Genomic DNA, 23,682 nt, shown 5'->3' on the forward strand with positions numbered 1-23,682 from the left:
AGTCTGCCATCATGCCCGCCACCTCAGAGCCGCGCCAAGCCACCCTGTACCGGATGGTCATGGAGAACCATGTCTGCCCCTATGGCCTCAAGGCCAGGGACCTGCTGCGGCGGCAGGGCTACATCGTCGATGATGTGTGGCTGACCACGCGTGAGCAGACCGACGCCGTCAAGGCCGAGCACGATGTGAAGACAACGCCCCTGGTCTTCATCGCTGGCGAACGGATCGGGGGGTATGACGACCTCCGGCGTCATCTCGGGAAGAAGGTCACGGATCCGAAGGCGCCCAGCTACACGCCCGTCATAGCACTGTTCGCGATCACTGCGCTGATGGCAGCGGCGGTGAGCCAGGCGATCTATGGCACCCCCTTCACCTTGCATGCGGCCGAATGGTTTGTCGGGTTCAGCATGGTGGTGCTGGCGCTGCTGAAGCTCCAGAACGTCGAGAGCTTTGCCACGATGTTCCTGAACTACGATCTGCTGGCAAAGCGGTGGGTGCCGTATTCCTACATCTACCCGTTCGCTGAGGGACTGGCTGGCGTGCTGATGATTGCCGGTGTGTTCATCTGGCTGTCGGTTCCGGTTGCGTTGTTCATCGGCACGGTCGGCGCGGTGTCCGTGATCAAGGCTGTGTACCTGGACAGGCGCGAACTGAAATGTGCCTGCGTCGGCGGGTCGAGCAATGTACCGCTGGGCTTTCTGTCACTGACCGAGAACCTGATGATGATCGCAATGGCGGTGTGGATGACCTTTGCCTGGCCATGATCTGTGCTGCTGCCGGGTGGCGTCGGGATCGGCCTTGCCATCGCGGTGCGGCTGGCGCGCGAGGGTGTGGCGGTTGCCATCTGCGGCCGCAATCAGGCCAAGCTGGACGACGCGGCGGCACAGATCAGCCAGCATGGCAGCGTGACACCGGTGCTGGCCGAACCGGCGACTGCGGCGGGAGCCGAGACGCTGATTGCCGCGGTACCGCACACCGACATTCTGGTGAACAATCTTGGCATCTACGAGGCCAAGCCGTTTACCGAGATCAGACCTTCGTGATGCGCGATCAACATGCTTCCTTGCGACAGTTTACGAGCGCGGAGGGATTGGCGGGCTGGCCGGTGGCGATCGGTATCTTGCCTGTGCCATTGGTCCGGGCAAGAGTTGGTTCTGCACGTTGATATGGTCAGCCGAAAGTTGCCTCCGCTGCACGAAACCGATACCGCGATCCGTAGATCACAGGCGCTTCGCGTCTGGAGATTGCTGACTTGCATGGAGCTTACGTGGCGGACTTGGACCTTGTCGATCTGACGAACTGCGATCGCGAGCCGATCCACCTATCCGGAGCGATCCAGCAGCCAGGCTTCCTGATCGCCGTGAGCACTGACTGGCTGATCGCCCGCGTGTCCGCGAACATCCGCAACCTGCTCGGGCACGATCCGGACGATCTGCTGGGCACGCCGCTGGCCGATTACGTCCCGATGACCTTCCTGCACGATCTGCGCAACCGGATCTCCCTGCTGGCCGAACCCGACATGGTGGAACGCCTGTTCGGTTGCCAGATTGGCACGACGGGCCAGCCTTACGACGTGGCGGTTCATTATTCCGGCGGCCAGATCGTCATCGAGGCGGAACCAGGTGTGGCAGCCGGCGGGGATTCAACCAACGCGGTGCGCGCGATGATGTCGCGTCTGGACCGCACCGCCGACCTGCCGGCCTTCTTCCGGGAGGGCGCACGGCAGGTGCGCGCGATGCTCGGCTACGACCGGGTCATGGTGTACAAGTTCGCCGCCTCAGGCGCGGGTGCGGTCGTGGCAGAGGCCTGCAAGCCCGGCATCGGCAGCTTCATGGGCCTCAACTATCCGGCCAGCGATATCCCGCGACAGGCCCGGGAGCTCTACAAGCGCAATCTCGTGCGCGTCATCCGTGATGTCGATGCGACGCCGGTGGCGATCGTGCCGGAGGTGGACCGCTCCGGCAAGCGGCTTGATCTGTCGCTGTCCATCCTGCGTTCGGTGTCGCCGATCCACCTCGAATATCTCAGGAACATGGGGGTCGCCGCCTCCTTGTCCATTTCCATCGTGGTGGATGGGGAACTATGGGGGCTGTTCGCGTGCCACCATTATGCGCCGCGCGCCCCGACCTTCGAGCGACGCTCCGTCTGCGAGCTGTTCGCCGACATGTTCGCGATGCGGCTGGAATCGCGGCAGCGCCGGCAGATGGCCGAATATGAGCGGCGTGCTCGCGACATCTCCGACCAGCTGCTGGGCGCCGTGGCATCCGACGAGACGCTGCTGCAGGATCCCGACTGGCTGGGCGATATCCTGACCAGTGCGATCCCGGCGGACGGGGTCGGCGTCTGGATCAACGGCAATTACGCATTCTCCGGCATCACCCCGCCGACGGAAGAGTTCCGCAAGATCGTCCGTGCGTTGAACGGGCTGGCGGCGGGGCGGGTCTTCACCACCGATCATATCGGCAGCCTGGTGGATGATGCCGCGACCTATGCGGATCGCGCGGCCGGGATGCTGGCGATCCCCATTTCCCGCTCCCCGCGCGACTACGTCATGCTGTTCCGGCGCGAGCTGAAGCAGGCGGTTCGCTGGGCCGGCGATCCGCACAAGCCGGTCGAGTATGGCCCGAACGGACCGCGGCTGACTCCGCGCGAAAGTTTCGCCGAGTGGCAGGAGACGGTGGATGGTCATGCCGAACCGTTCACCACTTCGGAACTGCGCGTGGCGGAGACCCTGCGCGCAACCCTGATCGAGGTGGTGCTGCGCCTGGCCGACGAGGCCGCGGCCGAGCGGCGTCAGTCCAACGCCCGGCAGGAAATGCTGATCGCGGAGCTGAACCACCGCGTGCGCAATATCCTAGGTGTCATTCGCGGCCTGATCCGGCAGTCGCAGCCCGACAATCCGGAGGTCAAGGAGTTCGTCCGGCTGGTGGATGGTCGCATCCACGCGCTGGCCCGCGCGCACAACCAGATCACGGACGATCACTGGGGCCCCGCGCCGCTGGGCGCGCTGATCGATGCGGAGGCCGCTGCCTTTGCCGCCGAACGGCGGTCGGCGATCATGGCCGAGGGCGATCCGGTGCTGCTGAACCCGCAGGCCTACTCGACCATGGCGCTGGTGGTGCACGAACTGGTCACCAATTCGACCAAGTATGGCAGCCTCTCGGGCAACGGGCATGTGCATATCGCCTGGGTGCGGGACGATGCAGGGGACCTGCGATTCACATGGCAGGAAGCCGGCGGGCCGCCGGTCTCCGCGCCGAAGCGCAAGGGTTTCGGCACGACCATCATCAACCGCTCCGTCCCGTACGATCTGGGCGGCAAGGCGAGTATCGATTATGCGGCGGACGGCGTCCGGGCCGAGTTCGTCATTCCGGCGCGGCATGTGTCGGAAGCACGCAATGCGACAGGGCCGGAGATCAGGCTACCCCGGCGTACCGCATCGAGCCAGCAGGCGGTCAATCCCGGCATCGCGCTCGACCAGTCCGTGCTGCTGGTGGAGGACAGCCTGATCATCGCGCTGGATGCCGAGGACATCCTCAACCGGTTCGGAGCCACGGTCGCGACCGCCTCCACGCCGGAAGCGGCACACGACATGCTTGACCAGCAGCGGCCGAGTTTCGCGATCCTGGACATAAACCTTGGCGACCAGACCAGCTTCGGCGTCGCCGACCGGCTGACGGAGCTTGGCGTGCCGTTCTTCTTCGCCTCGGGCTATGGCGAGCAGGCCAGCCTGCCGATGGAGCACCGGGACGCCACCGTGGTGCAGAAGCCCTATACCACCCACAACATTGCCAACGCGATCCAGGATCTGGTCGGCTGAACGACGTGCTGCGCCACCCAACGGGTCAGGCCGGCGCGACGGTCGCCTGCGTGGCGCGCAGGAAGTCGCGGATCAGCCCGGCATCCTTGACGCCGGGCTCGCTCTCCACGCCGGAGGATACGTCCACCAACGTGGCGCCGGTCTGGCGTATGGCATCGGCCACGTTGGCCGGGTTCAGGCCGCCGGCAAGGCCCCAGGGCATGAAGGGGCGGAAGCCGGCGAGGAGCGTCCAGTCGAGCCGCAGGCCGTTGCCGCCAGGCAGCCTGTTCGCCGGGGCGTCGAACAGCAGGAGGTCGGCCGCACCCTGATACTTGCGGGAACGCTCCAGCGCGGCGGCGTCACGCAGTCCGAACGCCTTCCACACGCCGACCCGGGCATGGCCTCGCAGCAGCGCCAGCCATTCGGGCGTTTCCTTGCCATGAAACTGCACGATATCGGGCCTGACGGCGGCAATCGCCTCCAGCGTTGGTTGCGGTTGCTGGTTGACCAGCAGCAGCACGGTCTGGACATGCGGGGGCACCTGCGCGCGCAGCTTTGCAGCCTGATCGAGCGTGAGGTGGCGCGGGCTGTCGGGATGGTGGACCAGCCCCACATGGGTGGCTCCGGCCTGCACCGCCGCGGCGAGCGTTTCCGGCGTGGACAAGCCGCAGATCTTGACGGCGGGCGCGGGCATCAGAGCGTCGTCTCGATCGCACGTGCGGCGGCGAGCGGGTCGGCCGCGCGGCTGATCGGTCGGCCGATCACCAGCACGGAGGCACCCGCATCACGTGCAGCACGCGGGGTGGCGACACGCTTCTGGTCACCGGAAGCGCCGGCGGTGGCCCCGTCTGGCAGGCGCAGGCCGGGCACCACCAGATAGCCGGCCTTCCAGCGCTGGTGGACCGCGGCGACCTCCTGCCCGGAACAGACGATGCCGTCGATGCCGGCCTCCTGCGCCAGATCGGCCAGGCGCAGCACATGGTCGTGCGCGCTGCCGCCAATGCCGGTCTGCGCCAGATCGGCATCGTCCATGCTGGTCAGCATCGTGACGGCCACGACCTTGCAATGCTCGCCCGCGGCCGCCTTGGCATCCTCCATCATCGCGCGTCCGCCGCTGGCATGGACGGTGACGATGGCGGGTTCCAGCACATGGATCGACTGCATGGCCCGGGCGACGGTGTTGGGGATGTCGTGCAGCTTCAGGTCGAGGAAGATCGGCAGGCCGAGCTGGGCCACTTCGTGCACGCCGTGATGGCCATGGGCACAGAAGAATTCGAGACCCAGCTTCATGCCGCCGACATGACCCCGGACCTTGCCCGCCAGCGCCAGCGCCGCATCCAGCCGCGGCAGGTCCAGCGCCAGGAAGATCGGGTTGCTCACAGGGGTTCTCCGAACGGGTGCGGCGTGCCGGCAGGTGCGGGCGAGGGTGTTGCCTGGGCGGTCACCGCCGGGCTGGCGGGCGCGGGCGTAGCCGGCACGAACGTCGTGTCGGCGGCCATGGCGGCGGTGCGAACGGCGCTTTCGAGCGAGGCGATGCGGCGCTTCAGGTTCCACACCCGCGCACGGTGCAGCAGCCACAACGGCACCAGCCCGGCAAGGAAGGCGACGATGACCAGCGCCGGCAGGCGGGTTTCCAGCACCAGGCTTTCCCAAATGCGCACCTCGACCGGCGTCCAGTTGTTTGCGGCGAACAGCAGCAGGACGGCCAGCAGCAAGACCCACAGGACGGTGCGCACGATTGCCATCAGACTTGTCGCTCCCTCAGACAGCGATCAGGTTCAGGCCGAAGGGCCGAACACGCGGTCGAAGATCGTATCGACCTGCCGCAAGTGATAGTCGAGATCGAACTTCTCGGCCAGTTGTGCGGCCGGCAGGGCGGCGGTGACTTCGGGATCGGCCTGGAGCAGGTTCAGCAGCGACAGCTTGCCGTCGCTTTCCCACACCTTCATCGCGTTGCGCTGCACCAGGCGATAGGAATCCTCCCGGCTGACGCCTGCCTGCGTCAGCGCCAGCAACACACGCTGCGAGTGGACCAGACCACCCATGCGATCGAGGTTGGCCTGCATGCGGTCGGGATAGATCACCAACTTGTCGACCACACCGGTCAGACGGCCGAGCGCGAAGTCCAGCGTGATGCACGCATCGGGACCGATGAAACGTTCGACGCTGGAGTGGCTGATATCGCGCTCGTGCCACAGGGCAACGTTCTCCATCGCCGGGATAGTGGCGGAACGGACCATCCGGGCGAGGCCGGTGAGGTTCTCGGTCAGCACCGGATTGCGCTTGTGCGGCATGGCGCTGGAGCCCTTCTGGCCGGGGCTGAAATATTCTTCCGCTTCCAGCACCTCGGTGCGCTGCAGGTGGCGGACCTCGATCGCCAGCCGCTCGATCGAGCTGGCGATGACGCCCAGCACAGCGAAGAACATCGCGTGACGATCGCGCGGAATGACCTGCGTAGAGACGGTTTCGGGCACCAGCCCGAGCTGATCGGCGACGAACTCCTCCACCTCCGGCGCGACATTGGCGAAGGTGCCCACCGCGCCGCTGATGGCGCAGGTGGCGATCTCCGCCCGGGCCGCGACCAGCCGCGCGCGATTGCGGGCAAATTCGGCGTGATAGCCGGCCAGCTTCAGGCCGAAGGTAACGGGTTCGGCATGGATGCCGTGGCTGCGCCCGATGGTTGGCGTGTAGCGGTGTTCCTGCGCCCGGCGCTCCAGTGCGGCGAGCAGCGCGTCGAGGTCGGCAAGCAGCAGGTCGGCCGAGCGGGCGAGCTGCACCGCCAGCGTGGTGTCGAGCACATCCGAGCTGGTCATGCCCTGATGCATGAAGCGGGCATCGTCGCCCACCTGTTCAGCCACCCAGGTCAGAAAGGCGATCACGTCATGCTTGGTCACCGCCTCGATCGCGTCGATCGCGGGAACGTCGATCGCGGGATCGGTGCGCCACCAGCTCCACAGCGCCTCGGCCGCCCCTGCCGGGACCACGCCCAGCTCGCCCAGCTTCTGCGTCGCCAGCGCCTCGATCTCGAACCAGATGCGGTAACGCGCCTCCGGCTCCCACAAGGCGGTCATGGCGGGGCGGGAATAGCGGGGGACCATGGGGAGCTCCAATTGCGGGATGACGCGCCCGTTATGGAACAGCCCGGCGCTTGGCAAGCCGGATGGAGCGGGTGGGCCGGGGCGGGCTCAGCCCGGGCAGCGAGCGTCGCGCTGGGGCGCGCCGCCGCCGCGGGTCTGCCAGCTGCCGTCGGGCGCCTGGTACTTCTCGCCTGGCTGCGTCCGGCCGATGGCGATGCAGCCGGCGGTGAAGCTGTACTCCTCCATCGTGGCGCCCTCCGCCTGCGCGCGGCGGGCATAGATCGCCCGCCGGCGGATGTTGATGTCGTCCACCATCTTGCGCAGGGCAGCATCGCCGCCGCCGGTCAGCGCCAGATAGCCGTCGGTCCGCTCGCCCACGGTGCCCTCGGCACGCGCAGCCTCGTAGGCTGGATCGCGCTGCGCGCTGGCCGGGGCGGCCAGTGCCAGGCCGGCGAGTGCGGCCAAGGTGAGCAATGTGGAGCGAAAGGTCGTCATCAGAAAATCTCTGCGTTCTGATCTATCGCCGTGCCGGCATCCGCCGCCAGGCGATAGATCACCTCTTGTTTGATATTGATGTTCAGCTCAATCACGATCGGCTCCTCCGGTGCGTTGACCGTGATGCAGCCCGCCAGCAGCATCGCAAGCAACGGGACCGGCCAGAGCCGCGCGGTCGTCTGCCACATCGTTCTGTATGGTAGATGCGGGCGCCGGCAGGTCAATTCAAGCAGCGTCATGGCACAGGCTCACTTTCGGAAGGCTGAATGGCAGGCGCGCCGGGCCGTGCCGTCTGGTCGATGGATGGAGTGCTGCCGCCAGTGGGGAGCAGGCCCAGCGTGCGCGGGTCGCGGATGGCGGACGGGTCGTAGAGCGAGCGTACCGAACCGATCAGCGAAAGAAACGGGGCACGCACGTTGACGATGAAGCGCAAGGGCAGGCTGGCCAGCTTGCGCGTGACGAAATTGCTGGAGGCGCCTTCGCCCTGGCTGATCCCGTCGAAGCTGACCCGGGTCACGATCTCGCCCGTCAGGCTGCCGTCGAGCTGGATGCTCATGCGCTCGTAGTTGAGCGAGCGGAGCGAATCGAACGCGAAATTGGCGATAGGGGACAGGTCCTTGTAAGTCAGTTCCCCGACATACGAAACGTTGCCGCCGGGCGCATTGGACACCAGCAACCCACCCTGCAGCCGGCCGTTGCCGTCCACGTCGAACACGATCGGCATGGTGCCGTCGAACGTGCCGGTGGCCGACAGGTTGGACATGCCGAAATTGGTCACGAAGCGGGCGGCATCGAGGCCGGTGATCTCGAACGTATAGCGCCGTACCTCCGGCACACCGAAGGTGATGGAGGTCGGCTGCATCACCAGCCTCCCGCCGAAGAACGGCCATTCCCCACCATGCACTATCAGTGTCTCGCCATTCTTCAGCGCGTAACGGACCACGCCGTCGGTCACCACGATGCCCGGGTTGACGGTGGCGATGCGCAGCACCTGGTCGGGTGCGGTCGTGAGGCCCAGCAGGTCGGCAAAGGCGATGGTGCCGGACGCGCCCGTGACGGGGCCGAACGCGGCGGCGAAGTCCAGATCCTCCGTGGTGAAGGCGCCGGAACTGCTGACGCCGACCTCGTTCCACTCGATCCGGCCGTTGCCGGTCACGTCGCCTGCCACATCGGCCACCACGCCCAGCGCCAGCGGGGTCAGCGCCACCGGTTGCAGCCCCTTGTCGAAGGTTATGCGGTCCACGGCCAGGTCCGCGCGGCCGATACCGCGGGACAGGTCGTGCGCGATGGCGACGCGGGTGATCTCCCGGTCGCTGGCGGGCTCGCGCAACAAGGCATCCGCGGTGATGCGGTTGTCGGACAGCGTCAGGCTGGCGCCGCGCGCCACCAGCGGGTTGAAGCGGTCGATCTCGGCCCGGTCCTCCAGCCGGAAGCTGCCATCGGCCAGAACCAGCCGGCCTCCACCATAGGTCCAGCTGCCCGCGCCATCGCGAATGTCGAGCGGCACTGCATTCAGCAGCACGTCGGTGCCCGCGAAGGTGCCGCCGATCTCACGCCCCAGCTGCGCAGTCAGGTCGGTCAGTACGAAGCGGGTGGCGGTCTCTGCCGGGCCAAGTGCAACGGTGACCGCGCGCGCCGTCAGCGTGCCAGGCCAGCCAAACCCGACCGGGCCGCTATCGATGGCGACAGGGGTCGCGCCCAGTCGGCCGGTCACCTGCAGCGAGGGCGCGCCGGCGGCCACCTGCAAGGCTCCGCCGGCCGGCAGGCGCAGGATGGTGCCTCCGCGCGGCGGGCACAGGGTCAGCCGCCGGCGGTCGAGCGAAAGGTTGGCATAGGATAGCGCATCGAACCGCAGATCGGTGCAGTCGCGCCACATGGCGACGCCGGCGCGGCGGGACCAGGTACCGTCCAGCGGAACCTGCAGGTTGCGGGCGCTGCCGCCGGGCAGGGCGCCGCTCGCCTGCAACGCGCCGGCGAAGCGCCAGCTGCCGCCGCCGGCATGGGCCAGCGTCAGGCGCGGCACGGACAGGCTGCTGTCGCCCACGCGCCATGGCGCCATGCTGCCCACCAGCTCAAGACTGCCATCCGGCGCCTGTTCAACTCGGGCATTGATGCGCGGCAGGTCACCCCCGGTGAGTGCGTTGCCCGACCAGCGCAGCGGTTGGCCGCCACCATCCACCAGCTGCACGCGCGACACCCGCAGCAGGGTGGCGCCACCGCCGCCGCGCAGGGTGGCGGATGGCACCAGCAGGGTGAGCGTAGGCTCGTCGCCAGTCTTTCGCCCCGGCACGCGGCGGGCGATCAGCTGGCCGGTCAGCGTGCTGCCGGGTGTCTCTCGCGCCAGCGTCCGGCGCAACTGCCCCATCAGCGGGAACAGCAGGGTATCGTGCGTGGTGCCTTGTGCACTGGCCAGCGCACGGTCGAGCGCCGGGCCGGGGGCGATCCCCTTCGCGCTGGCATCCGCCTCCAGTTCCATCCGGCGCAAGCCGCCGCGGGTGCGCACGGCGCCTTCCAGCGTGAGCTCGGCCAAGGCCACGCCGGCTGCCGTCACGCGTGTGCCGGTCAGGCTGTAATCGGCGGTGAGCGCATCCTTGCGCCAGCTGAAGCGCAGCGTGCCCTGCGTGTCGCGCGCGGTCACCTGCGGCAGGGCAGTGGCACCGCTGGTCAGCCGCGCGGTGCCGCCGAATCCGTCAAGCGCCTGCTCGGCCGTCACGTCCAGCGGGGCTGCGACATTGGCAACGGCGATGCCGGCACCAGCGCAAGCCAGCCGGTCCAGCCGCAGAGGGCCGGCGATTTGCGGGCGGGCATTGCGGATCGACAGGCGCCCATACAGGCTGGCGCCCGTGGCAGCGCAGCCGCCGGCGGCCCATTGCGGGGTGATGGCGGCGACCTCTCCAGTCCAGCCGTCGCGCAGCCAGCCGCTGCCCGCCAGGCTGAAGCCGAGCCGGCCATCATCGCCCACCAGCAGGCCGCGCCCGTCCTCCACGACCAGCCGCAGGTCGGGCAGGGTAAAGGGCTGCTTGCGGTCGCCTTCGAACAGCAGCGGATCGAGCGCGCCGAAGCTGAGCGTCCCGCCGCGATAGGTGCCGTACAGGCGCGGGCGGACCAGGCGGACCGATTCCAGCGCCGGCGTACCCAGACGGGGGCCGATGCGGACCACGACCCGTTCGATGGTCAGGTCCGGGCGGGCTGGGTCGCCCACCACCACGTCGGCCAGCACCTGCTGGCGCGGGCCGATGCTTTCGATACGGTAGGTCGCCTGCAGGCGGTTGTCGTCCAGCAGGTCGGTAATGATGTCGCCGGCGATGCGGTCGCGGCTGAGCCACAGGAACAGCAGGCCACCCAGCAGGAAGACGAGCATGACGAGCGACGCCCAGCAGCCGATGCGGCGGCGCGGCGGCGCTTCCGGCAATGCGGCGGCCTCGGGATCGGATGCGACGTCGTCGGCCATCGCGGTCCACTTGCAAGCAAGCACCGGCAAAGGCAATGCGCTATGCGATGGTTGCGCCGCTTCTGCCCCTGGATGATCCGCCCGCCCTGCCGAAGAAGGTGGATGGTGCCGTCGGCCACCGCGCGCGACTGCGGCAGCGCCTGATCGGCGGTGGGCCGGATGCGCTGGCCGATTACGAGATCATCGAGTTCCTGCTGTTCGGCGCCAATCCGCGCGGCGACACCAAGCCGCTGGCCAAGGAGTTGCTGCGCCGCTTCGGCAGCCTGGCGGGCGTGCTTGATGCCGATCCCCTGCTGTTACGGCAGGTGAAGGGCATGGGCGAGGGCGGCATCGGTGCGCTGCGCATCGCCGCGGTCGCTGCCCGCCGCATGGCACGTGGGCAGGCGCGGGCGCGGCCGGTGCTGGGCAACTGGCAGGCGCTGGTGGATTACCTGTCAATCGACATGGCGCACCTGACGACGGAGCGTGTGCGGGTGCTGTACCTGGATTCGCGCAACCAGCTGATCGACGACCACCTGTTCAGCGACGGTACGGTGGACGAAGCAGCGGTCTATGCCCGCGAAGTGGTGCTGAAGGGTGCCAACCTGGGTGCGGCGGCCATGATCCTGGTGCACAACCATCCCAGCGGCAATCCGCAGCCCAGCCGGGCAGACATCCAGCTGACGAACCATATCGCCGCCGTGGCGCAGCCGATGGGCATCATCCTGCACGACCATGTCATCATCGGGCGGGACGGGCATGTCTCTTTACGGGCGCTGGGTTTGCTCGCAAGGTAAGCGTCGGCAGGCTGGCGGCATGTTGACTTGGGATTGCAGCCCGCCTACGGGGTCGGCGCCCCAGGCGGGCAGGCCATCTGTCATGTCGTTGCCCCATGAAAAGGGAACCGGTGATGAACGACGACCAGTCCGCTCGGGATCCTGACGGGGGGGATGCGAGGATCGACGCGCTCGGGCAGCGGCTGAAGGCCGCGCAGGAGCGTGAAGAGGAACGCAACCGTCCGCGCGGTACCGGCGCCGACGCTTCCTACAAGCTTGGCAACCGGGTGCTCGCGGAACTGCTCGGCGGGATCTTGGGTGGTGCAGTAATCGGCTGGGTGATTGATCACTTCGCCGGAACCGCGCCCTGGGGTCTGTTGGTCATGCTGTTCCTGGGAATAGTGGTGGCCTTCAGGAATATCATTCGGATTTCGAGCCGGCGCCCGGACTGAACCCGCGAAAACGCAGGGGTGCAGGACAGGCGCCGACTTTCTTGGCGACGCCCGCGTGCCGGGTGGCAATGAACGAAGGACGTTAACGTGGCAGCCGAACCGGCCAAGGTCGATCCGATGCACCAGTTCACGATCGAGCCGCTGTTCGGCTCCGGGAACTGGGAACTGGCGGGCTACAACATCGCGTTCACCAACAGCGCGTTGTGGATGGCGATCAGCGCCCTGGTGCTCTGGGCCTTCATGCTGGGCGGCATGCGGCGCCAGCTGGTGCCCGGCCGCTGGCAGATGGCGGTGGAAAGCTTCACCGGCTTCATCGAAGACATGCTGGCCGCGAATGTCGGTCCGGCGGGGCGCAAGTATGTGCCTTACATCTTCACGCTGTTCATGTTCATCCTGTTCGCCAACATGCTGGGGCTTCTGCCGCTGGGCGTGGTGGGCGTGCATGCCTTCACCTTCACCAGCCACTTTACCGTGACCGGCGTGCTGGCTGTGCTGTCCTTCGCCATCGTGCTGATCGTCGGCTTCGCACGGCACGGGCTGCATTTTTTCAGCCTGTTCCTGCCGCATGGCACACCGTGGTGGATGGCGCCGATCATTGCCCCGATCGAGCTGATCTCCTTCATGGTGCGCCCCTTCAGCCTGGGTCTGCGACTGTTCGTGGCGATGATGGCCGGGCACGTCCTGCTGGAAGTGCTGTCGTCCTTCGTCATCTCTGGCGGCAATGCCGGAATCGGCTATGGCATTTTCATCGGCATCCCCAGTCTGGCGCTGATGGTGGGCATCTGCGCGCTGGAGATCCTGGTCGCGGGCATTCAGGCCTATGTCTTCGCGCTGTTGACGTCGCTGTATATCAACGACGCCGAAAACCTTCACTAACCTGTTCAATCTGCAAGGAGTTTTATCATGGAACCTGAAGCCGCCAAGCTGCTCGGCGCCGGTCTCGCTGCGATCGGTTGCGGCCTCGCCTCCATCGGCGTGGGCAATGTGTTCGCCAAGTTCCTGGAAGGCGCGCTGCGCAACCCGGGTGCCGCGGACGCACAGCAGGGCCGCCTGTTCATCGGTTTCGCCGGTGCCGAGCTGCTGGGTCTGCTGGCCTTCGTCGTCGCCGCACTGCTGATCTTCCAGTAAGCGTTACGCGATTATGCTGCCTGCCCGGGGCCGCCATGTGCGGTGCCGGGCGGCGGCTGACGAATTATGATTTTCCCCGGCTAGGCGAACCATGCCCCAGATCGAACAGCTCGCAGGCACCTATTCCAGCCAGATCTTCTGGCTGCTGGTGATCTTCGCCCTGGCATTCTTCATCATCGGCCTCGGCATGTTGCCGCGGGTCATGGACACGATGGCCGATCGTGATCGCCGCATCGGTGACGACCTTGCCGTGGCGCAGGCCGCGCGCGACGAGGCCGACACGCGCGAGGATGCATGGCGCACGCGGGAGGCCGCAAATCGCGAGGCAGCGCATGCGCTGGTGAACGAAGCTCGTGACCAGTCAAAGCGTGATGCCGAGCAGCGCCTGGCCAGTATCAAGACCAGCCTGGACGCCCGCCTGGTGGAAGCCGAGCAGCGCATCGACGCCGCCCGTTCCGCCGCCGCGGCGGAGATCGAGCAGGTCGCAAGCGAGGCGACGCAGGATATCGTGGCCCGTGTGGCCCGGATCGATGTGGATGCCGACGCGGCGCATCATGCTGTCAGAAAGGTCATGGTCCATGGCTAACGCCCCTCACGTTTTTGCCACCAGCGAAGCAGACCCTGCGTTGCACGCCACGGCGGCAGACGGCCACACGGTCCATGTCGAACCCTCGCTGCTGGGCCTGGCGCCCTTCCAGTGGGTGTCGATCGCCATGCTGATCCTGCTGCTGGTCGCGTTTTTCGGCGCCAAGGTGCACCGCAAGGTCGCCGGCGGCCTCGACAGCCGCATTGCCGCGATCCGCACCCAGCTGGACGAAGCCAAGAAGCTGCGTGCTGAGGCGGAAGCCCTGCGCGACGAATATGCCCGCCGTATTGCCGGTGCGGAGCAGGACGCCGCCAACATGCTGGCCAATGCGCGGCGTGAGGCGGATGCCGTGCTGGTGCAGGCCGAAAGCGACACCACCGACCTGATCGCCCGGCGCGAGCGCATGGCACAGGACCGGATCGCCGCCGCCGAGCGAGCCGCGGTGGACGAGCTGCGCGCTCGTGCCGCCCTTGCCGCCACCAGGGCCTCGCGCGATCTGATTGCCCAACGCCACGATGCGGGCGCCGACCGGCGGCTGGTGGACGAGGCGATCGCCGCACTCTGAGATCCTGCGGTTCTGTGGAACCGCACCCGGCCTACGAACGCTCCCGTGCTGATCATCAGCGCGGGAGTTTTCTTGTGACCGTCACAGCCATAGCCATCAATTGCTCCCTGAAGCCCAGCGATGGGGAGGACAGCAGCACCGACCGCATGATCGGTGTGCTGGCTGACGCCCTGAAGCAGCACGACGTTGAGGTGGCAGAGGTGCTGCGCATTGCCGACCATGACGTGAAGCCCGGTGTAACCTCCGACGAGGGCAAGGGCGATGCCTGGCCTGCGTTGCGGGAGAAGATTCTGGCGCACGACATCCTGATCTTCGGCGGCCCCATCTGGATGGGTCAGGTCGGTTCCGTTGCCAAGCGGGTGCTGGAACGGATGGATGCGTTCCTGGACGAAACCGACGATGCCGGCCGCATGCCCAGCTACGGCAAGGTGGCGGTGGCGGCGATCGTGGGCAACGAGGATGGGGCGCATTTCAGCACTGCGCAGCTGTTCCAGAGCCTGAACGACACCGGCTGGACGATCCCGGCCGTAGGCGCCTGTTACTGGGTGGGCGAGGCAATGGGGTCGACCGACTTCAAGGACCTGAAGGCCGTGCCGGACAAGGTGAGCAAGACGGCGGAGATGGTCGCAGGCAACGCCGCGCATCTGGCCAGGTTGCTGCAGGCGGAGCCTTACCCGGGTCAGTAGGCGTCCTTGGCGGCACGAAGGGCCGCGAAGGTGGCTACTGCGTCGCCGCCACCCCAGCGCGCCTGCAAGGCGGGCTGATCGGCCCGCAGAAACGGATTGGTCGCCAGCTCCCGTTCTAGGCGGAAGGGTACGGTCGGTTCGCCCGCCGCGCGCTTTGCCGTGATCTCCCGTGCGTAATCCTGCAACGCGAGATTGTCTGGGTCGGCATGGAGGGCGAAGCGGGCATTGCCGGCGCTGTATTCATGCGCGCCGCAGATGGTGGTGTCCTGCGGCAAGGCGGCGATGCGCTGCAGGCTGGCCCAGAACTGGTCCGGCGTGCCTTCAAACATGCGGCCGCAGCCCAGCGCGAACAGGCAATCCCCGACAAAGGCGATCGTGGCGGCGGGCAGGTGATAGGCGATGTGGCCCAGCGTGTGGCCGCCGGCTGCGAACACCTCCGCCTGCCATTCACCCAGCAGCAGCGTGTTGCCGGGCCCTACGGTGCGGTCCACGCCTTCGATCCGGTGCGCCTCCTCGGCCGGAGCAATGACGGTGCAGCCGGTTGCGGACTTGACCGCCAGGTTCCCCTGCGTGTGATCGGCGTGCCAATGCGTGTTCCACACCTGCGTGATGCGCCAGCCCTTGGCCTCTGCCTGGCGCAGACATTCCGCGCCATCGGGCGTGTCGATGCAGGCGGTTTCTTCGCTGGCAGGATCGTGCAGCAGGAAGCCGTAATTGTCGGTGAGGGCGGGAAAGGTATGCAACTGGAGGGTCATGCGCCGAAGGTAGCCCTCAGTGCCACAAACGGAAAGGCCCGCCCGCTCGGGTGAGCGGACGGGCCTTTCGTCAGAACAAGCCTGAGGCGCTTACTGGCGCTTCAGGGCCTCGCCCAGGATGTCGCCCAGCGACGCACCCGAGTCGGACGAGCCGTACTGTTCCACAGCCTGCTTCTCTTCAGCGATCTGACGCGCCTTGATGGAGAAGTTCGGCTTCTTGGACCGGTCGAAACCGATGACCAGAGCGTCGATCTTCTGGCCCGCCTGGAAGCGGTCCGGACGCTGCTCGTCGCGGTCACGGCCAAGATCGGACCGCTTGATGAAGCCGGTGGCCCCATCCTCGCCCGCCTGGACTTCCAGACCACCGTCGCGCACTTCCAGCACGGTGACGGTGACGACCTCGTTGCGGCGCAGGCTGCCCGAAGAGGCGGCGACACCGGCGGCCGGTGCACCCTTCTCGAGCTGCTTCATGCCGAGGCTGATGCGCTCCTTCTCGACATCGACGTCGAGCACGACGGCCTGGACCGACTCACCCTTGCGATGCAGAGCCAGTGCGTCCTCGCCGGAGATGCCCCAGGCGATGTCGGACATGTGGACCATGCCGTCCACGTCGCCCGGCAGGCCGACGAACAGGCCGAACTCGGTGGCGTTCTTGACTTCGCCTTCGACGATGGAGCCAACGGGGTGGCTGTCGGCGAACTCGTCCCACGGATTGCGATGGGCCTGCTTCAGACCCAGGCTGATGCGACGCTTGTCGGAATCGACCTCCAGCACCATGACCTCGACCTCTTGCGAGGTGGAGACGATCTTGCCGGGGTGCACGTTCTTCTTGGTCCAGCTCATCTCGGAGACGTGGACCAGACCCTCGATCCCGGCTTCCAGCTCCACGAAGGCGCCGTATTCGGTGATGTTGGTGACGGTGCCGCTGGTCTTCAGGCCGACAGGGTACTTGGCGGCGACGCCTTCCCACGGATCGCTTTCCAGCTGCTTCATGCCCAGGCTGATGCGCTGGGTATCGGCATTGATGCGGATGATCTGCACGGTGACGGTGTCGCCGATATTGATCACTTCCGAAGGATGGTTGACGCGCTTGTAGCTCATGTCGGTGACATGCAGCAGGCCGTCGATGCCGCCCAGGTCCACGAAGGCGCCGTAATCGGTGATGTTCTTCACCACGCCTTCGATCACCTGTCCTTCGGCCAGACGGTCGATCAGTTCGCTGCGCTGTTCCGCACGGGTCTCTTCCAGCACGGCGCGACGCGACACGACGATGTTGCCGCGACGGCGATCCATCTTGAGGATCTGGAAGGGCTGCGGCACGTCCATCAGCGGGGTGACGTCGCGCACGGGGCGGATGTCGACCTGCGAACCGGGCAGGAAGGCCACGGCGCCGTCCAGGTCGACAGTGAAGCCGCCCTTGACGCGGCCGAAGATGCGGCCTTCGACGCGCTTGCCTTCGCCGAATTCGCTTTCCAGCTTGTCCCAGGCGGCCTCGCGACGGGCGCGGTCACGGCTGAGCATGGCTTCACCGTCGGCGTTCTCGACGCGATCGACATAGACCTCGACTTCGGAGCCCACGGTCAGGCCGTGGTCGTCCTCGCCGCGCATGAATTCGCGCAGGGAGATGCGGCCTTCGCTCTTCAGGCCGACATCGATCACGGCCATGCCGTTCTCGATCGCGGTGACGGTGCCGTGGACGACACGGCCTTCAAAGCCGCCGTCGGCGCCGCCGAGCTGTTCATCCAGGAGAGCCGCGAAGTCGTCGCGGCTGGGGGTGGCGGTAGATGCCATAAAGGAGAGGTATCCTGTCTTTTCGTTTTTTCCGGCCAGGCGGTTGTCTCCGCCGGTCTTGCTTGGCCGATCCGCCCTGCAGGCCGGATGCCGGCAGGGCGTCCTCAGTGGCAGGCGGAGGTCTGGCGGGCGGGGCGGCAGGGCCGACGGCGCGGACACCGGCCAACCGGACCGGGCAAGCGCCACAAGCGATGACCTGCAACAGGCCGCCTGGCGCGGCCCCGCTTCGCCGGACCGGACACGCAAGCCCCGTCGGACGGGCGGGCACATAGGTGAAAACAGGCAGGAAGGCAAGAGTTGCAACTATGTCGGCCCGCCTTGGCCGTGGCAATCGTGCGGTGCAGAGCAGGGCGGACCCGGCGCCCGGCCTGCAACTCGCCGCATCGGGCGGGCAGGTGGCCGGTGTAGCCAAAGGCACGGCAGGAACGTTCATCCAGCGGACAGGTCCGGCTGAACACCCAAGCCGCCTTGCCAAACAATCGTGGCCTGCCCTGGCATATACGCCGCAAGACGCAACAGGGATCGGAACAGTCGAACAGCGACCCGCAGGGCAGCCGCACGCAGTGAAACGAGGATGAGGGTATGAACATGATGAGCAACAAGAGTAAGGTTCTGGTGCTGCTGTCCACGCTGGCCCTGCCGATGGGTGGAACTGCCATGGCGCAGCAGATGACCCGGGGCGCCGATGTGGCGGCAACCGTTGTCGGCGCGCCGCCCGCCGATCTGTCGGAGTATGAGGCCGGCCCGGAAGTGTCGGGCATGATCTCCGCCCGTGATGGTAACCGGCTGCAGGTGATGGGCGAGGACGGAACCAGCAACGTGGTGGTGCTGAGCGAAGGCACCGAAATCTACGGCACCGGCGGGTTCCTGGGCCTGGATCGCGATCAGCTCGCCGCTCAGCAGTTGCTGAATGGTCTGCCGGTTACCGTGAAGACTGTGCAGTGGGCCGGACAGCTGGTGGCGACCCGCGTCAATCTGAAGAACCGCGATCTGCGGACCGCCAGCATGATCCGCACCGGCACCGCGCAGGGCTTTGCCGAGCAGACCGCCGCAACCGAGGCACTGCGCGGACGTCTGGGCGACATCGACAAGTACAACATCCACGGCACGACCAACGTGAACTTCGATACCGGCAAGTGGCAGCTGACCCCGCAGGGGCAGGCTGATCTGTGCGCCGCTGCGCAGCAGGCCGAGGCAACGCCGAACGCGTTGTTGCTGGTGGTGGGCTATACCGACAATGTCGGTGACGAGGACTTCAACCAGGAGCTGAGCGAGCGGCGTGCGGGCCGGGTCGTGAACTACCTGCAGCAGCGGTGCGGCTGGGCGCCGTACCGGATGCTGACGCCGACCGGCATGGCCATGGCCGATCCGCTGGCGGACAACAGCACCGAAGAGGGCCGGGCACAGAACCGCCGCGTGGCGGTGAACATCCTGGTCAGCAAGAGCGTCGACGGGCTGTAAGGTGATGCAGGGCGGGGCGGGCGGAAGCTTGCCCCGCCTGACTTGCAGGCCTGACTAGCGGGCTTGTTCCACCAGCGCGATGGCGGCGCTGATCGCAGCGTCGCGATCGAGGCTGGAAGTGTCGAGGATCACCGCATCGGCGGCGGGCAGCAGTGGTGCCTGGGCCCGTTCGCGGTCGCGCTCGTCGCGCCGGCGAAGGTCATCCTCGATGGTGGCGAGGGTATGATCCTCCCCCCGGCTCTGCATTTCCTTCCATCGGCGCAGTGCGCGCGCTTCCACGCTGGCGGTCACGAACAGCTTGGGCCGGGCCTCCGGCGCGATCACCGTGCCGATGTCGCGCCCGTCAAGTACGGCGCCGCCCGGTTGCAGGGCGAAGGCGCGTTGCCGGTTGAACAGCGTTTGGCGCACGGCGGGATGGACGGACACGCGACTGGCAAGGCCACCGGTCGCCTCGCTGCGCAGCCGGTCGTCCCCGAGCAGAGTATCCGCAAAGCTGGCGGCGGCCAGGGCGGCGGCGGGGTCGTCCGGATCGCCTCCATTCAGGTGGCATTGCCAGCCGACGGCACGATAAAGCAGCCCGGTGTCGAGATGCGGCAGGCCGTAATGCGCGGCCAGGGCTTTCGCGATCGTGCCCTTGCCGCTGGCTGTGGGGCCGTCGACGGCGATGATGAGGGTGGTCATGGTTGTACCTCCACCGTCCGGCGCGCCAGCAGCGCGGATACAAGGCTGATAGCTGCAATCAGCGTCCAGGCAGCTTCCAGCACGAAGGCGGCGAGGTTGAAGTTGACTGACAGGGAGGTGAGCAGCAGCGCCGCGCCGATCAGGTTGACGGCGTTGAACAGCACCTTGTCGATCACCTTCACCATGTTAGCGTAGGCGAAGGCGGCAATGAAGAGGGCGCTGCCGAGCAGTCCGACGATGTCCGCCCCAAGGGGACTCAGCAGGCCGCTCACCGGTTGCCGGTCGCGCTGTCCAGCAGGTGCTGGAAGGTCGGGAAGCTGGTGGCGATGGGCGCCGTATCGTCCACCTCCACGCCGCCCTGGCTGACGAGACCGGCAACGGCCATGCTCATGGCGATGCGGTGATCGAGCTTCGTGGCGACGGGGTATGCGCCGCCCGACAGCGGGTCGCCACCGGTGCCGTCGATGGTGAGACCGTCTTCCTGCTCGGTCACGCGGGCACCGGCAGCGGTGAGCGCGGCGGCCATGGTGGCAAGGCGATCCGATTCCTTCACGCGCAGCTCTTCCAGCCCGGTAGTCACGGTGCGGCCCTTGGCCAGGGCAGCGGCGACGAACAGGATAGGGAATTCGTCGATCATGGCGGGAGCGAGGGCCGGGTCCACGGCGACGCCCGTCAGCGGAGAGTGGCGGACATGGAGATCGGCCACCGGCTCGCCGCCGACTTCGCGCGGGTGTAGTTCGACGATGCTGCCGCCCATCTGGCGCAGCACGGTGAACAGGGCGGCGCGGGTCGGGTTGAGGCCGACATTCTCGATCACCAGGTCGCTGCCGGGCACCAGCAGCGCGGCAACAGCGAAGAACGCGGCCGAGGAGGGATCGCCGGGCACGATGATGGTCTGCGGCCGCAGCTCAGCCTCTCCGCGCAGGCGGATGGTGCGGATGCCGCCCTCTTCCTCCACCCAAAGGTCCGCACCGAAGCCCCGCAGCATGCGTTCCGAATGGTCACGGGTCGGCACGGGCTCGACCACGGTGGTGATGCCGGCGGTGTTGAGCCCGGCCAGCAGCACGGCGCTCTTCACCTGGGCGGAGGCGACCGGCAGGCGATAGGTAATGGGTACGGCCGGGCTGAGGCCGCGCAGCATCAATGGCAGGGTACCGCCGGGGCTGGCAGTGATGTCGGCGCCCATCTGGCTAAGCGGCTCGATCACGCGCCCCATCGGGCGGTGGGACAGGCTGGCATCGCCTGTGAAGGTGGCGGTGATCGGATGGCTGGCGACCAGGCCCATCAGCAGCCGGGTGGAAGTGCCGGAATTGCCCATCTCCAGCGCAGTCACCGGTTGCAACAGGCTGCCGACCCCGGTGCCATGGATCGACCAGCTGCCATCACCCTGCCGTTCCACGGTCGCGCCCATCGCCCGCATGGCAGCCGCGGTGGCAAGGACGTCTTCACCTTCCAGCAGGCCGGTCACCTTCGTCTCGCCCACCGCCAGCGCCCCCAGCATGATGGAGCGGTGGCTGATCGACTTGTCGCCAGGCACGCGGATGCGGCCGCGCAAGGGGCCGGCGGGCAGGAAGCGGCGCGGGGTCGGGCCGTGGTCGTGGGAAGCGTGCAGGGCGGTAGCTTTCGTGCTGTGGGAGCGGCCGGCTTTTGACAGCGGGGGTGCCCTGTGGCAAGGCGCGCCGCTCTTGATCGCCGCCCCCGCGGGCGCGGGGCTGCCATGCATGCCCTTGCAAAGCGGGCGGGCGGTTTCCATCAAGCACGCGACCGATGTTTTTTCCGTCCGGCACCGCGATACGCGGCCTGGCGTCCAAGAGGATCAATCCATGGTGAAGCCTGAATGGGGCTCCAAGCGCACCTGCCCCAAGTGCGGTGAACGCTTCTACGACCTGGGCAACGACAGCCCGATCGTGTGCATCGAGTGCCGGAACGAGTGGTATCCGGAGCCCGTGCTGAAGAGCAAGCAGCCGATCCCGTACGAGGAAGAGAAGAAGAAGGTCGTCGAGGAGCAGGACACCGACCTCAGCGAGGAAGACGAGCTGGGCGACATCGACGAGGACGAGGATTCGCCCGACAACGATGTAGACCTGGGCGGCGACGACGATCTGGGCGTAGCCGGCGCGACCGACGAGGATGACGAGGACAATTGATTTTACCTCTTGCGTCCCGGGTGGAGTGCCCATAAAGGGCGCTCCACCCCGGGCCGAGAAGGTCCGGTGCCGCAGCCTCCCAGGGCGGCGGCGTTGAAATGGACGGGGCCTTAGCTCAGCTGGGAGAGCGCTACAATGGCATTGTAGAGGTCAGCGGTTCGATCCCGCTAGGCTCCACCATTTCCTCTGACTACCGACCATCGCCCACGGGCAATGGTCACCCAGTTCCAGGCTGCACGCTGGCTGACGAGGTTTCGTCCGCCGGCGTTTTTGGCATTCGGCCCCTCGGGGCGGCAAGAGCGAGGTGAGGCCATGTTCGACACACTGTCCGATCGCCTGAATGGTGTGTTCGACCGCCTGCGCGGTCGCGGTGCGCTGGGCGAGGCCGATGTGCGCGAAGCCATGCGCGAGGTGCGCGTCGCGTTGCTGGAGGCAGACGTGGCGCTGCCGGTGGCGCGGGACTTCATCGCCCGGGTTACCGAAAAGGCAGTCGGTCAGCAGGTACTGAAGTCGGTCACGCCGGGTCAGCAGGTCGTCAAGATCGTCAATGACGAGCTGGTTGCCATGCTGGGCGGCGAGGGAGCCGACGCCACGGGTGGCGAGGCCGTGCCGCTGCAGCTGGACGTGCGCCCGCCGGCGGTCATCATGATGGTCGGCCTGCAGGGTTCGGGCAAGACCACCAGCACCGCCAAGATCGCGCAACTGCTGCGGACCAAGCAGGGCAAGAAGGTCATGATGGCCAGCCTGGACGTCAATCGTCCGGCGGCGCAGGAGCAGCTGAAGGTACTGGGCGAGCAGGCGCAGGTCGCCACGTTGCCGATCATCGTGGGCCAGCAGCCGGTCGACATCGCCCGCCGCGCGCTGGAAAGCGCGAAGCTGCAGGCAGTGGACGTGCTGATGCTCGATACCGCGGGCCGGCTGCACGTGGACGAGGCGCTGATGGCGGAGATGAAGGCGGTCGCCTCCGTCTCGGCCCCGACCGAAGTGCTGCTGGTGGTCGATGCGCTGACCGGGCAGGACGCGGTGAATGTCGCGCAGAGCTTCAGCGGCGAAGTGCCGCTGACCGGCGTGGTGCTGACCCGGATGGACGGTGATGCGCGCGGTGGCGCGGCGCTGTCCATGCGTGCCGTCACCGGCAAGCCGATCAAGTTTGCTGGCACGGGCGAGAAGCTGGACGCGATCGAGCCGTTCCATCCGGGCCGCGTGGCGGGTCGCATCCTGGGCATGGGCGATGTCGTCAGCCTGGTGGAGCGCGCGGCGCAGGCAGTGGATGCGGAGGACGCCGACAAGCTGGCGCAGCGCATGATGCAGGGTCAGTTCGACATGAACGACCTGCGCACACAGCTGATGCAGATGCAGAAGATGGGCGGCCTGGGCATGCTGGCCGGCATGATGCCGGGCATGAAGAAGGCCAAGCAGGCGATGGCCGCCAGCGGCATGGACGACAAGGTGCTGCTGCACATGGACGCAATCATCGGTTCGATGACCAAGACCGAGCGCAGCAAGCCCGAACTGCTGAACGCCAAGCGCAAGAAGCGCGTGGCGGCAGGCAGCGGCACATCGGTGCAGGACGTCAACAAGCTGTTGAAGATGCACCAGGAAATGGGTCGCGCCATGAAGCAGATCAAGAAGATGGGTGGGCTGAAGGGCCTTGGCGCACTGTTCGGCAAAGGCGGGCTTGATGCCGCCATGCCGGGGCTAGGCGGCGGCGGCATGGGTGGCATGGGCGCCGGCAATCCCGGCGCCAAGCCCGGGCTGCCCGGGCTGGGTGCGGGCGGTCAGCTGCCGCCCGAGCTGATGAACCTGCTCAAGAAGAATTAAGCTCAGAAGAATTGTTGGAAAGGTAGAATAAC

At 67.0% G+C, this 23,682-nt stretch carries 24 protein-coding genes, 1 tRNA gene and 1 pseudogene; 14 read left to right on the forward strand and 12 right to left on the reverse strand.

What is annotated here, in order from left to right; translation table 11 throughout:
* Positions 1 to 11 precede the first annotated feature (11 nt).
* From PK98_RS03630 to PK98_RS03640, 3 genes and pseudogenes are all read left to right on the forward strand, one after another.
* The gene (locus tag PK98_RS03630) at positions 12 to 764 is read left to right on the forward strand and encodes a glutaredoxin family protein (RefSeq protein ID WP_039094348.1); all 753 of its coding nucleotides are present in this window, start codon (positions 12 to 14) and stop codon (positions 762 to 764) included.
* A gap of 3 nt (positions 765 to 767) precedes the next feature.
* Positions 768 to 1,031 (forward strand): annotated as a pseudogene (locus tag PK98_RS03635) (SDR family NAD(P)-dependent oxidoreductase); the annotation flags it as partial.
* A gap of 236 nt (positions 1,032 to 1,267) precedes the next feature.
* Complete coding sequence (locus PK98_RS03640; RefSeq protein WP_039094352.1) at positions 1,268 to 3,820, forward strand: HWE histidine kinase domain-containing protein; 2,553 nt, start codon at positions 1,268 to 1,270, stop codon at positions 3,818 to 3,820.
* Between the two features lie 25 nt (positions 3,821 to 3,845).
* On the opposite strand, the gene PK98_RS03645 is transcribed toward PK98_RS03640, so the two are convergent.
* The 7 genes from PK98_RS03645 to PK98_RS03675 all read right to left on the reverse strand — a co-directional run bounded on the left by PK98_RS03645 (position 3,846) and on the right by PK98_RS03675 (position 10,822).
* Positions 3,846 to 4,493 carry a phosphoribosylanthranilate isomerase gene (locus PK98_RS03645; RefSeq protein WP_039094355.1) on the reverse strand — a complete coding sequence of 216 codons (648 nt, stop codon included), beginning with the start codon at positions 4,491 to 4,493 and terminating at the stop codon, positions 3,846 to 3,848.
* Complete coding sequence (gene pyrF, locus PK98_RS03650) at positions 4,493 to 5,179, reverse strand: orotidine-5'-phosphate decarboxylase (RefSeq protein ID WP_039094357.1); 687 nt, start codon at positions 5,177 to 5,179, stop codon at positions 4,493 to 4,495. The genes PK98_RS03645 and pyrF overlap by 1 nt, the downstream gene beginning before the upstream one ends.
* Positions 5,176 to 5,544 (reverse strand): DUF1049 domain-containing protein, encoded by a 369-nt coding sequence (locus tag PK98_RS03655; protein WP_039094359.1) that lies wholly within the window; start codon positions 5,542 to 5,544, stop codon positions 5,176 to 5,178. The genes pyrF and PK98_RS03655 overlap by 4 nt, the downstream gene beginning before the upstream one ends.
* 33 nt (positions 5,545 to 5,577) lie before the next feature.
* The gene (gene purB / locus PK98_RS03660) at positions 5,578 to 6,897 is read right to left on the reverse strand and encodes an adenylosuccinate lyase (RefSeq protein ID WP_039094361.1); all 1,320 of its coding nucleotides are present in this window, start codon (positions 6,895 to 6,897) and stop codon (positions 5,578 to 5,580) included.
* 87 nt (positions 6,898 to 6,984) lie between these two features.
* Complete coding sequence (locus PK98_RS03665; protein ID WP_039094363.1) at positions 6,985 to 7,371, reverse strand: YdbL family protein; 387 nt, start codon at positions 7,369 to 7,371, stop codon at positions 6,985 to 6,987.
* Positions 7,371 to 7,610, reverse strand: coding sequence for a YnbE family lipoprotein (locus PK98_RS03670; RefSeq protein WP_326998648.1), 240 nt, complete (start codon positions 7,608 to 7,610; stop codon positions 7,371 to 7,373). The genes PK98_RS03665 and PK98_RS03670 overlap by 1 nt, the downstream gene beginning before the upstream one ends.
* Positions 7,607 to 10,822, reverse strand: coding sequence for an intermembrane phospholipid transport protein YdbH family protein (locus PK98_RS03675; protein ID WP_039094367.1), 3,216 nt, complete (start codon positions 10,820 to 10,822; stop codon positions 7,607 to 7,609). Before PK98_RS03675 ends, PK98_RS03670 begins: the two co-directional genes overlap by 4 nt.
* 47 nt (positions 10,823 to 10,869) lie before the next feature.
* Here PK98_RS03675 and radC point away from each other — a divergent pair, with 47 nt between their 5' ends.
* The 7 genes from radC to PK98_RS03710 all read left to right on the forward strand — a co-directional run bounded on the left by radC (position 10,870) and on the right by PK98_RS03710 (position 14,994).
* On the forward strand, positions 10,870 to 11,598 hold the full coding sequence (gene radC / locus PK98_RS03680; protein WP_081996142.1) for a RadC family protein: 729 nt from the start codon (positions 10,870 to 10,872) through the stop codon (positions 11,596 to 11,598).
* A 113-nt stretch (positions 11,599 to 11,711) separates the two neighbouring features.
* The gene (locus tag PK98_RS03685) at positions 11,712 to 12,029 is read left to right on the forward strand and encodes an AtpZ/AtpI family protein (protein ID WP_039096200.1); all 318 of its coding nucleotides are present in this window, start codon (positions 11,712 to 11,714) and stop codon (positions 12,027 to 12,029) included.
* Positions 12,030 to 12,146: 117 nt separating this feature from the next.
* The gene (locus tag PK98_RS03690; RefSeq protein ID WP_407637613.1) at positions 12,147 to 12,905 is read left to right on the forward strand and encodes a F0F1 ATP synthase subunit A; all 759 of its coding nucleotides are present in this window, start codon (positions 12,147 to 12,149) and stop codon (positions 12,903 to 12,905) included.
* A gap of 27 nt (positions 12,906 to 12,932) precedes the next feature.
* Positions 12,933 to 13,157: a F0F1 ATP synthase subunit C gene (locus tag PK98_RS03695; RefSeq protein ID WP_039094371.1), complete on the forward strand. Its 225-nt coding sequence runs from the start codon at positions 12,933 to 12,935 to the stop codon at positions 13,155 to 13,157.
* Between the two features lie 91 nt (positions 13,158 to 13,248).
* Positions 13,249 to 13,743 carry a F0F1 ATP synthase subunit B family protein gene (locus PK98_RS03700; RefSeq protein ID WP_039094373.1) on the forward strand — a complete coding sequence of 165 codons (495 nt, stop codon included), beginning with the start codon at positions 13,249 to 13,251 and terminating at the stop codon, positions 13,741 to 13,743.
* Entirely contained in the window at positions 13,736 to 14,308 is a 573-nt protein-coding gene (locus PK98_RS03705; RefSeq protein ID WP_039094375.1) for a F0F1 ATP synthase subunit B family protein, read from the forward strand. Before PK98_RS03700 ends, PK98_RS03705 begins: the two co-directional genes overlap by 8 nt.
* Positions 14,309 to 14,382: 74 nt before the next feature.
* Positions 14,383 to 14,994 (forward strand): flavodoxin family protein, encoded by a 612-nt coding sequence (locus PK98_RS03710; RefSeq protein ID WP_039094377.1) that lies wholly within the window; start codon positions 14,383 to 14,385, stop codon positions 14,992 to 14,994.
* Here the strand turns inward: PK98_RS03710 and gloB are convergent.
* On the reverse strand, positions 14,988 to 15,749 hold the full coding sequence (gene gloB / locus PK98_RS03715; protein ID WP_039094379.1) for a hydroxyacylglutathione hydrolase: 762 nt from the start codon (positions 15,747 to 15,749) through the stop codon (positions 14,988 to 14,990). The genes PK98_RS03710 and gloB overlap by 7 nt on opposite strands.
* 90 nt (positions 15,750 to 15,839) lie before the next feature.
* Positions 15,840 to 17,540, reverse strand: a complete 1,701-nt coding sequence (gene rpsA, locus PK98_RS03720; RefSeq protein WP_039094381.1) for a 30S ribosomal protein S1 — start codon at positions 17,538 to 17,540, stop codon at positions 15,840 to 15,842.
* A 582-nt stretch (positions 17,541 to 18,122) separates the two neighbouring features.
* On the opposite strand from rpsA, the gene PK98_RS03725 reads away from it, so the two are divergent.
* Entirely contained in the window at positions 18,123 to 19,001 is an 879-nt protein-coding gene (locus PK98_RS03725) for an OmpA family protein (RefSeq protein ID WP_039094384.1), read from the forward strand.
* 54 nt (positions 19,002 to 19,055) lie between these two features.
* On the opposite strand, the gene cmk is transcribed toward PK98_RS03725, so the two are convergent.
* From cmk to aroA, 3 genes are read right to left on the reverse strand one after another with little or no spacing between them, the layout of a single operon-like run.
* Entirely contained in the window at positions 19,056 to 19,682 is a 627-nt protein-coding gene (gene cmk / locus PK98_RS03730) for a (d)CMP kinase (RefSeq protein WP_039094385.1), read from the reverse strand.
* Complete coding sequence (locus PK98_RS03735) at positions 19,679 to 19,954, reverse strand: CBU_0592 family membrane protein (RefSeq protein WP_235425389.1); 276 nt, start codon at positions 19,952 to 19,954, stop codon at positions 19,679 to 19,681. Before PK98_RS03735 ends, cmk begins: the two co-directional genes overlap by 4 nt.
* Positions 19,951 to 21,237 (reverse strand): 3-phosphoshikimate 1-carboxyvinyltransferase, encoded by a 1,287-nt coding sequence (aroA, locus tag PK98_RS03740; protein WP_326998649.1) that lies wholly within the window; start codon positions 21,235 to 21,237, stop codon positions 19,951 to 19,953. Before aroA ends, PK98_RS03735 begins: the two co-directional genes overlap by 4 nt.
* 268 nt (positions 21,238 to 21,505) lie before the next feature.
* Here aroA and PK98_RS03745 point away from each other — a divergent pair, with 268 nt between their 5' ends.
* The 3 genes from PK98_RS03745 to ffh all read left to right on the forward strand — a co-directional run bounded on the left by PK98_RS03745 (position 21,506) and on the right by ffh (position 23,650).
* Positions 21,506 to 21,829 carry a TIGR02300 family protein gene (locus PK98_RS03745; RefSeq protein ID WP_039096203.1) on the forward strand — a complete coding sequence of 108 codons (324 nt, stop codon included), beginning with the start codon at positions 21,506 to 21,508 and terminating at the stop codon, positions 21,827 to 21,829.
* Between the two features lie 104 nt (positions 21,830 to 21,933).
* Positions 21,934 to 22,009 (forward strand) — tRNA-Ala (locus tag PK98_RS03750).
* A gap of 132 nt (positions 22,010 to 22,141) precedes the next feature.
* The gene (gene ffh, locus PK98_RS03755) at positions 22,142 to 23,650 is read left to right on the forward strand and encodes a signal recognition particle protein (protein WP_039094386.1); all 1,509 of its coding nucleotides are present in this window, start codon (positions 22,142 to 22,144) and stop codon (positions 23,648 to 23,650) included.
* The last annotated feature ends 32 nt before the right edge of the window (positions 23,651 to 23,682 follow it).

Origin of the sequence: Croceibacterium mercuriale, assembly GCF_000802385.1 — a bacterium.
GTDB classification, from domain to species: Bacteria; Pseudomonadota; Alphaproteobacteria; order Sphingomonadales; family Sphingomonadaceae; genus Croceibacterium; species Croceibacterium mercuriale.

What these genes read in the sequence shown, in the direction of transcription:
- PK98_RS03745 (WP_039096203.1), top strand. Translation starts at nt 21,506, where the DNA reads ATGGTGAAGCCTGAATGGGGCTCCAAGCGCACCTGCCCCAAGTGCGGT.
- PK98_RS03725 (WP_039094384.1), top strand. Translation starts at nt 18,123, where the DNA reads ATGAACATGATGAGCAACAAGAGTAAGGTTCTGGTGCTGCTGTCCACG.
- rpsA (WP_039094381.1), bottom strand. Translation starts at nt 17,540, where the DNA reads ATGGCATCTACCGCCACCCCCAGCCGCGACGACTTCGCGGCTCTCCTG.
- PK98_RS03675 (WP_039094367.1), bottom strand. Translation starts at nt 10,822, where the DNA reads ATGGCCGACGACGTCGCATCCGATCCCGAGGCCGCCGCATTGCCGGAA.
- PK98_RS03630 (WP_039094348.1), top strand. Translation starts at nt 12, where the DNA reads ATGCCCGCCACCTCAGAGCCGCGCCAAGCCACCCTGTACCGGATGGTC.
- PK98_RS03705 (WP_039094375.1), top strand. Translation starts at nt 13,736, where the DNA reads ATGGCTAACGCCCCTCACGTTTTTGCCACCAGCGAAGCAGACCCTGCG.
- radC (WP_081996142.1), top strand. Translation starts at nt 10,870, where the DNA reads ATGGTTGCGCCGCTTCTGCCCCTGGATGATCCGCCCGCCCTGCCGAAG.
- gloB (WP_039094379.1), bottom strand. Translation starts at nt 15,749, where the DNA reads ATGACCCTCCAGTTGCATACCTTTCCCGCCCTCACCGACAATTACGGC.
- PK98_RS03670 (WP_326998648.1), bottom strand. Translation starts at nt 7,610, where the DNA reads ATGACGCTGCTTGAATTGACCTGCCGGCGCCCGCATCTACCATACAGA.
- cmk (WP_039094385.1), bottom strand. Translation starts at nt 19,682, where the DNA reads ATGACCACCCTCATCATCGCCGTCGACGGCCCCACAGCCAGCGGCAAG.
- PK98_RS03655 (WP_039094359.1), bottom strand. Translation starts at nt 5,544, where the DNA reads ATGGCAATCGTGCGCACCGTCCTGTGGGTCTTGCTGCTGGCCGTCCTG.
- PK98_RS03695 (WP_039094371.1), top strand. Translation starts at nt 12,933, where the DNA reads ATGGAACCTGAAGCCGCCAAGCTGCTCGGCGCCGGTCTCGCTGCGATC.
- ffh (WP_039094386.1), top strand. Translation starts at nt 22,142, where the DNA reads ATGTTCGACACACTGTCCGATCGCCTGAATGGTGTGTTCGACCGCCTG.
- PK98_RS03665 (WP_039094363.1), bottom strand. Translation starts at nt 7,371, where the DNA reads ATGACGACCTTTCGCTCCACATTGCTCACCTTGGCCGCACTCGCCGGC.
- PK98_RS03700 (WP_039094373.1), top strand. Translation starts at nt 13,249, where the DNA reads ATGCCCCAGATCGAACAGCTCGCAGGCACCTATTCCAGCCAGATCTTC.
- purB (WP_039094361.1), bottom strand. Translation starts at nt 6,897, where the DNA reads ATGGTCCCCCGCTATTCCCGCCCCGCCATGACCGCCTTGTGGGAGCCG.
- PK98_RS03690 (WP_407637613.1), top strand. Translation starts at nt 12,147, where the DNA reads ATGCACCAGTTCACGATCGAGCCGCTGTTCGGCTCCGGGAACTGGGAA.
- PK98_RS03645 (WP_039094355.1), bottom strand. Translation starts at nt 4,493, where the DNA reads ATGCCCGCGCCCGCCGTCAAGATCTGCGGCTTGTCCACGCCGGAAACG.
- PK98_RS03685 (WP_039096200.1), top strand. Translation starts at nt 11,712, where the DNA reads ATGAACGACGACCAGTCCGCTCGGGATCCTGACGGGGGGGATGCGAGG.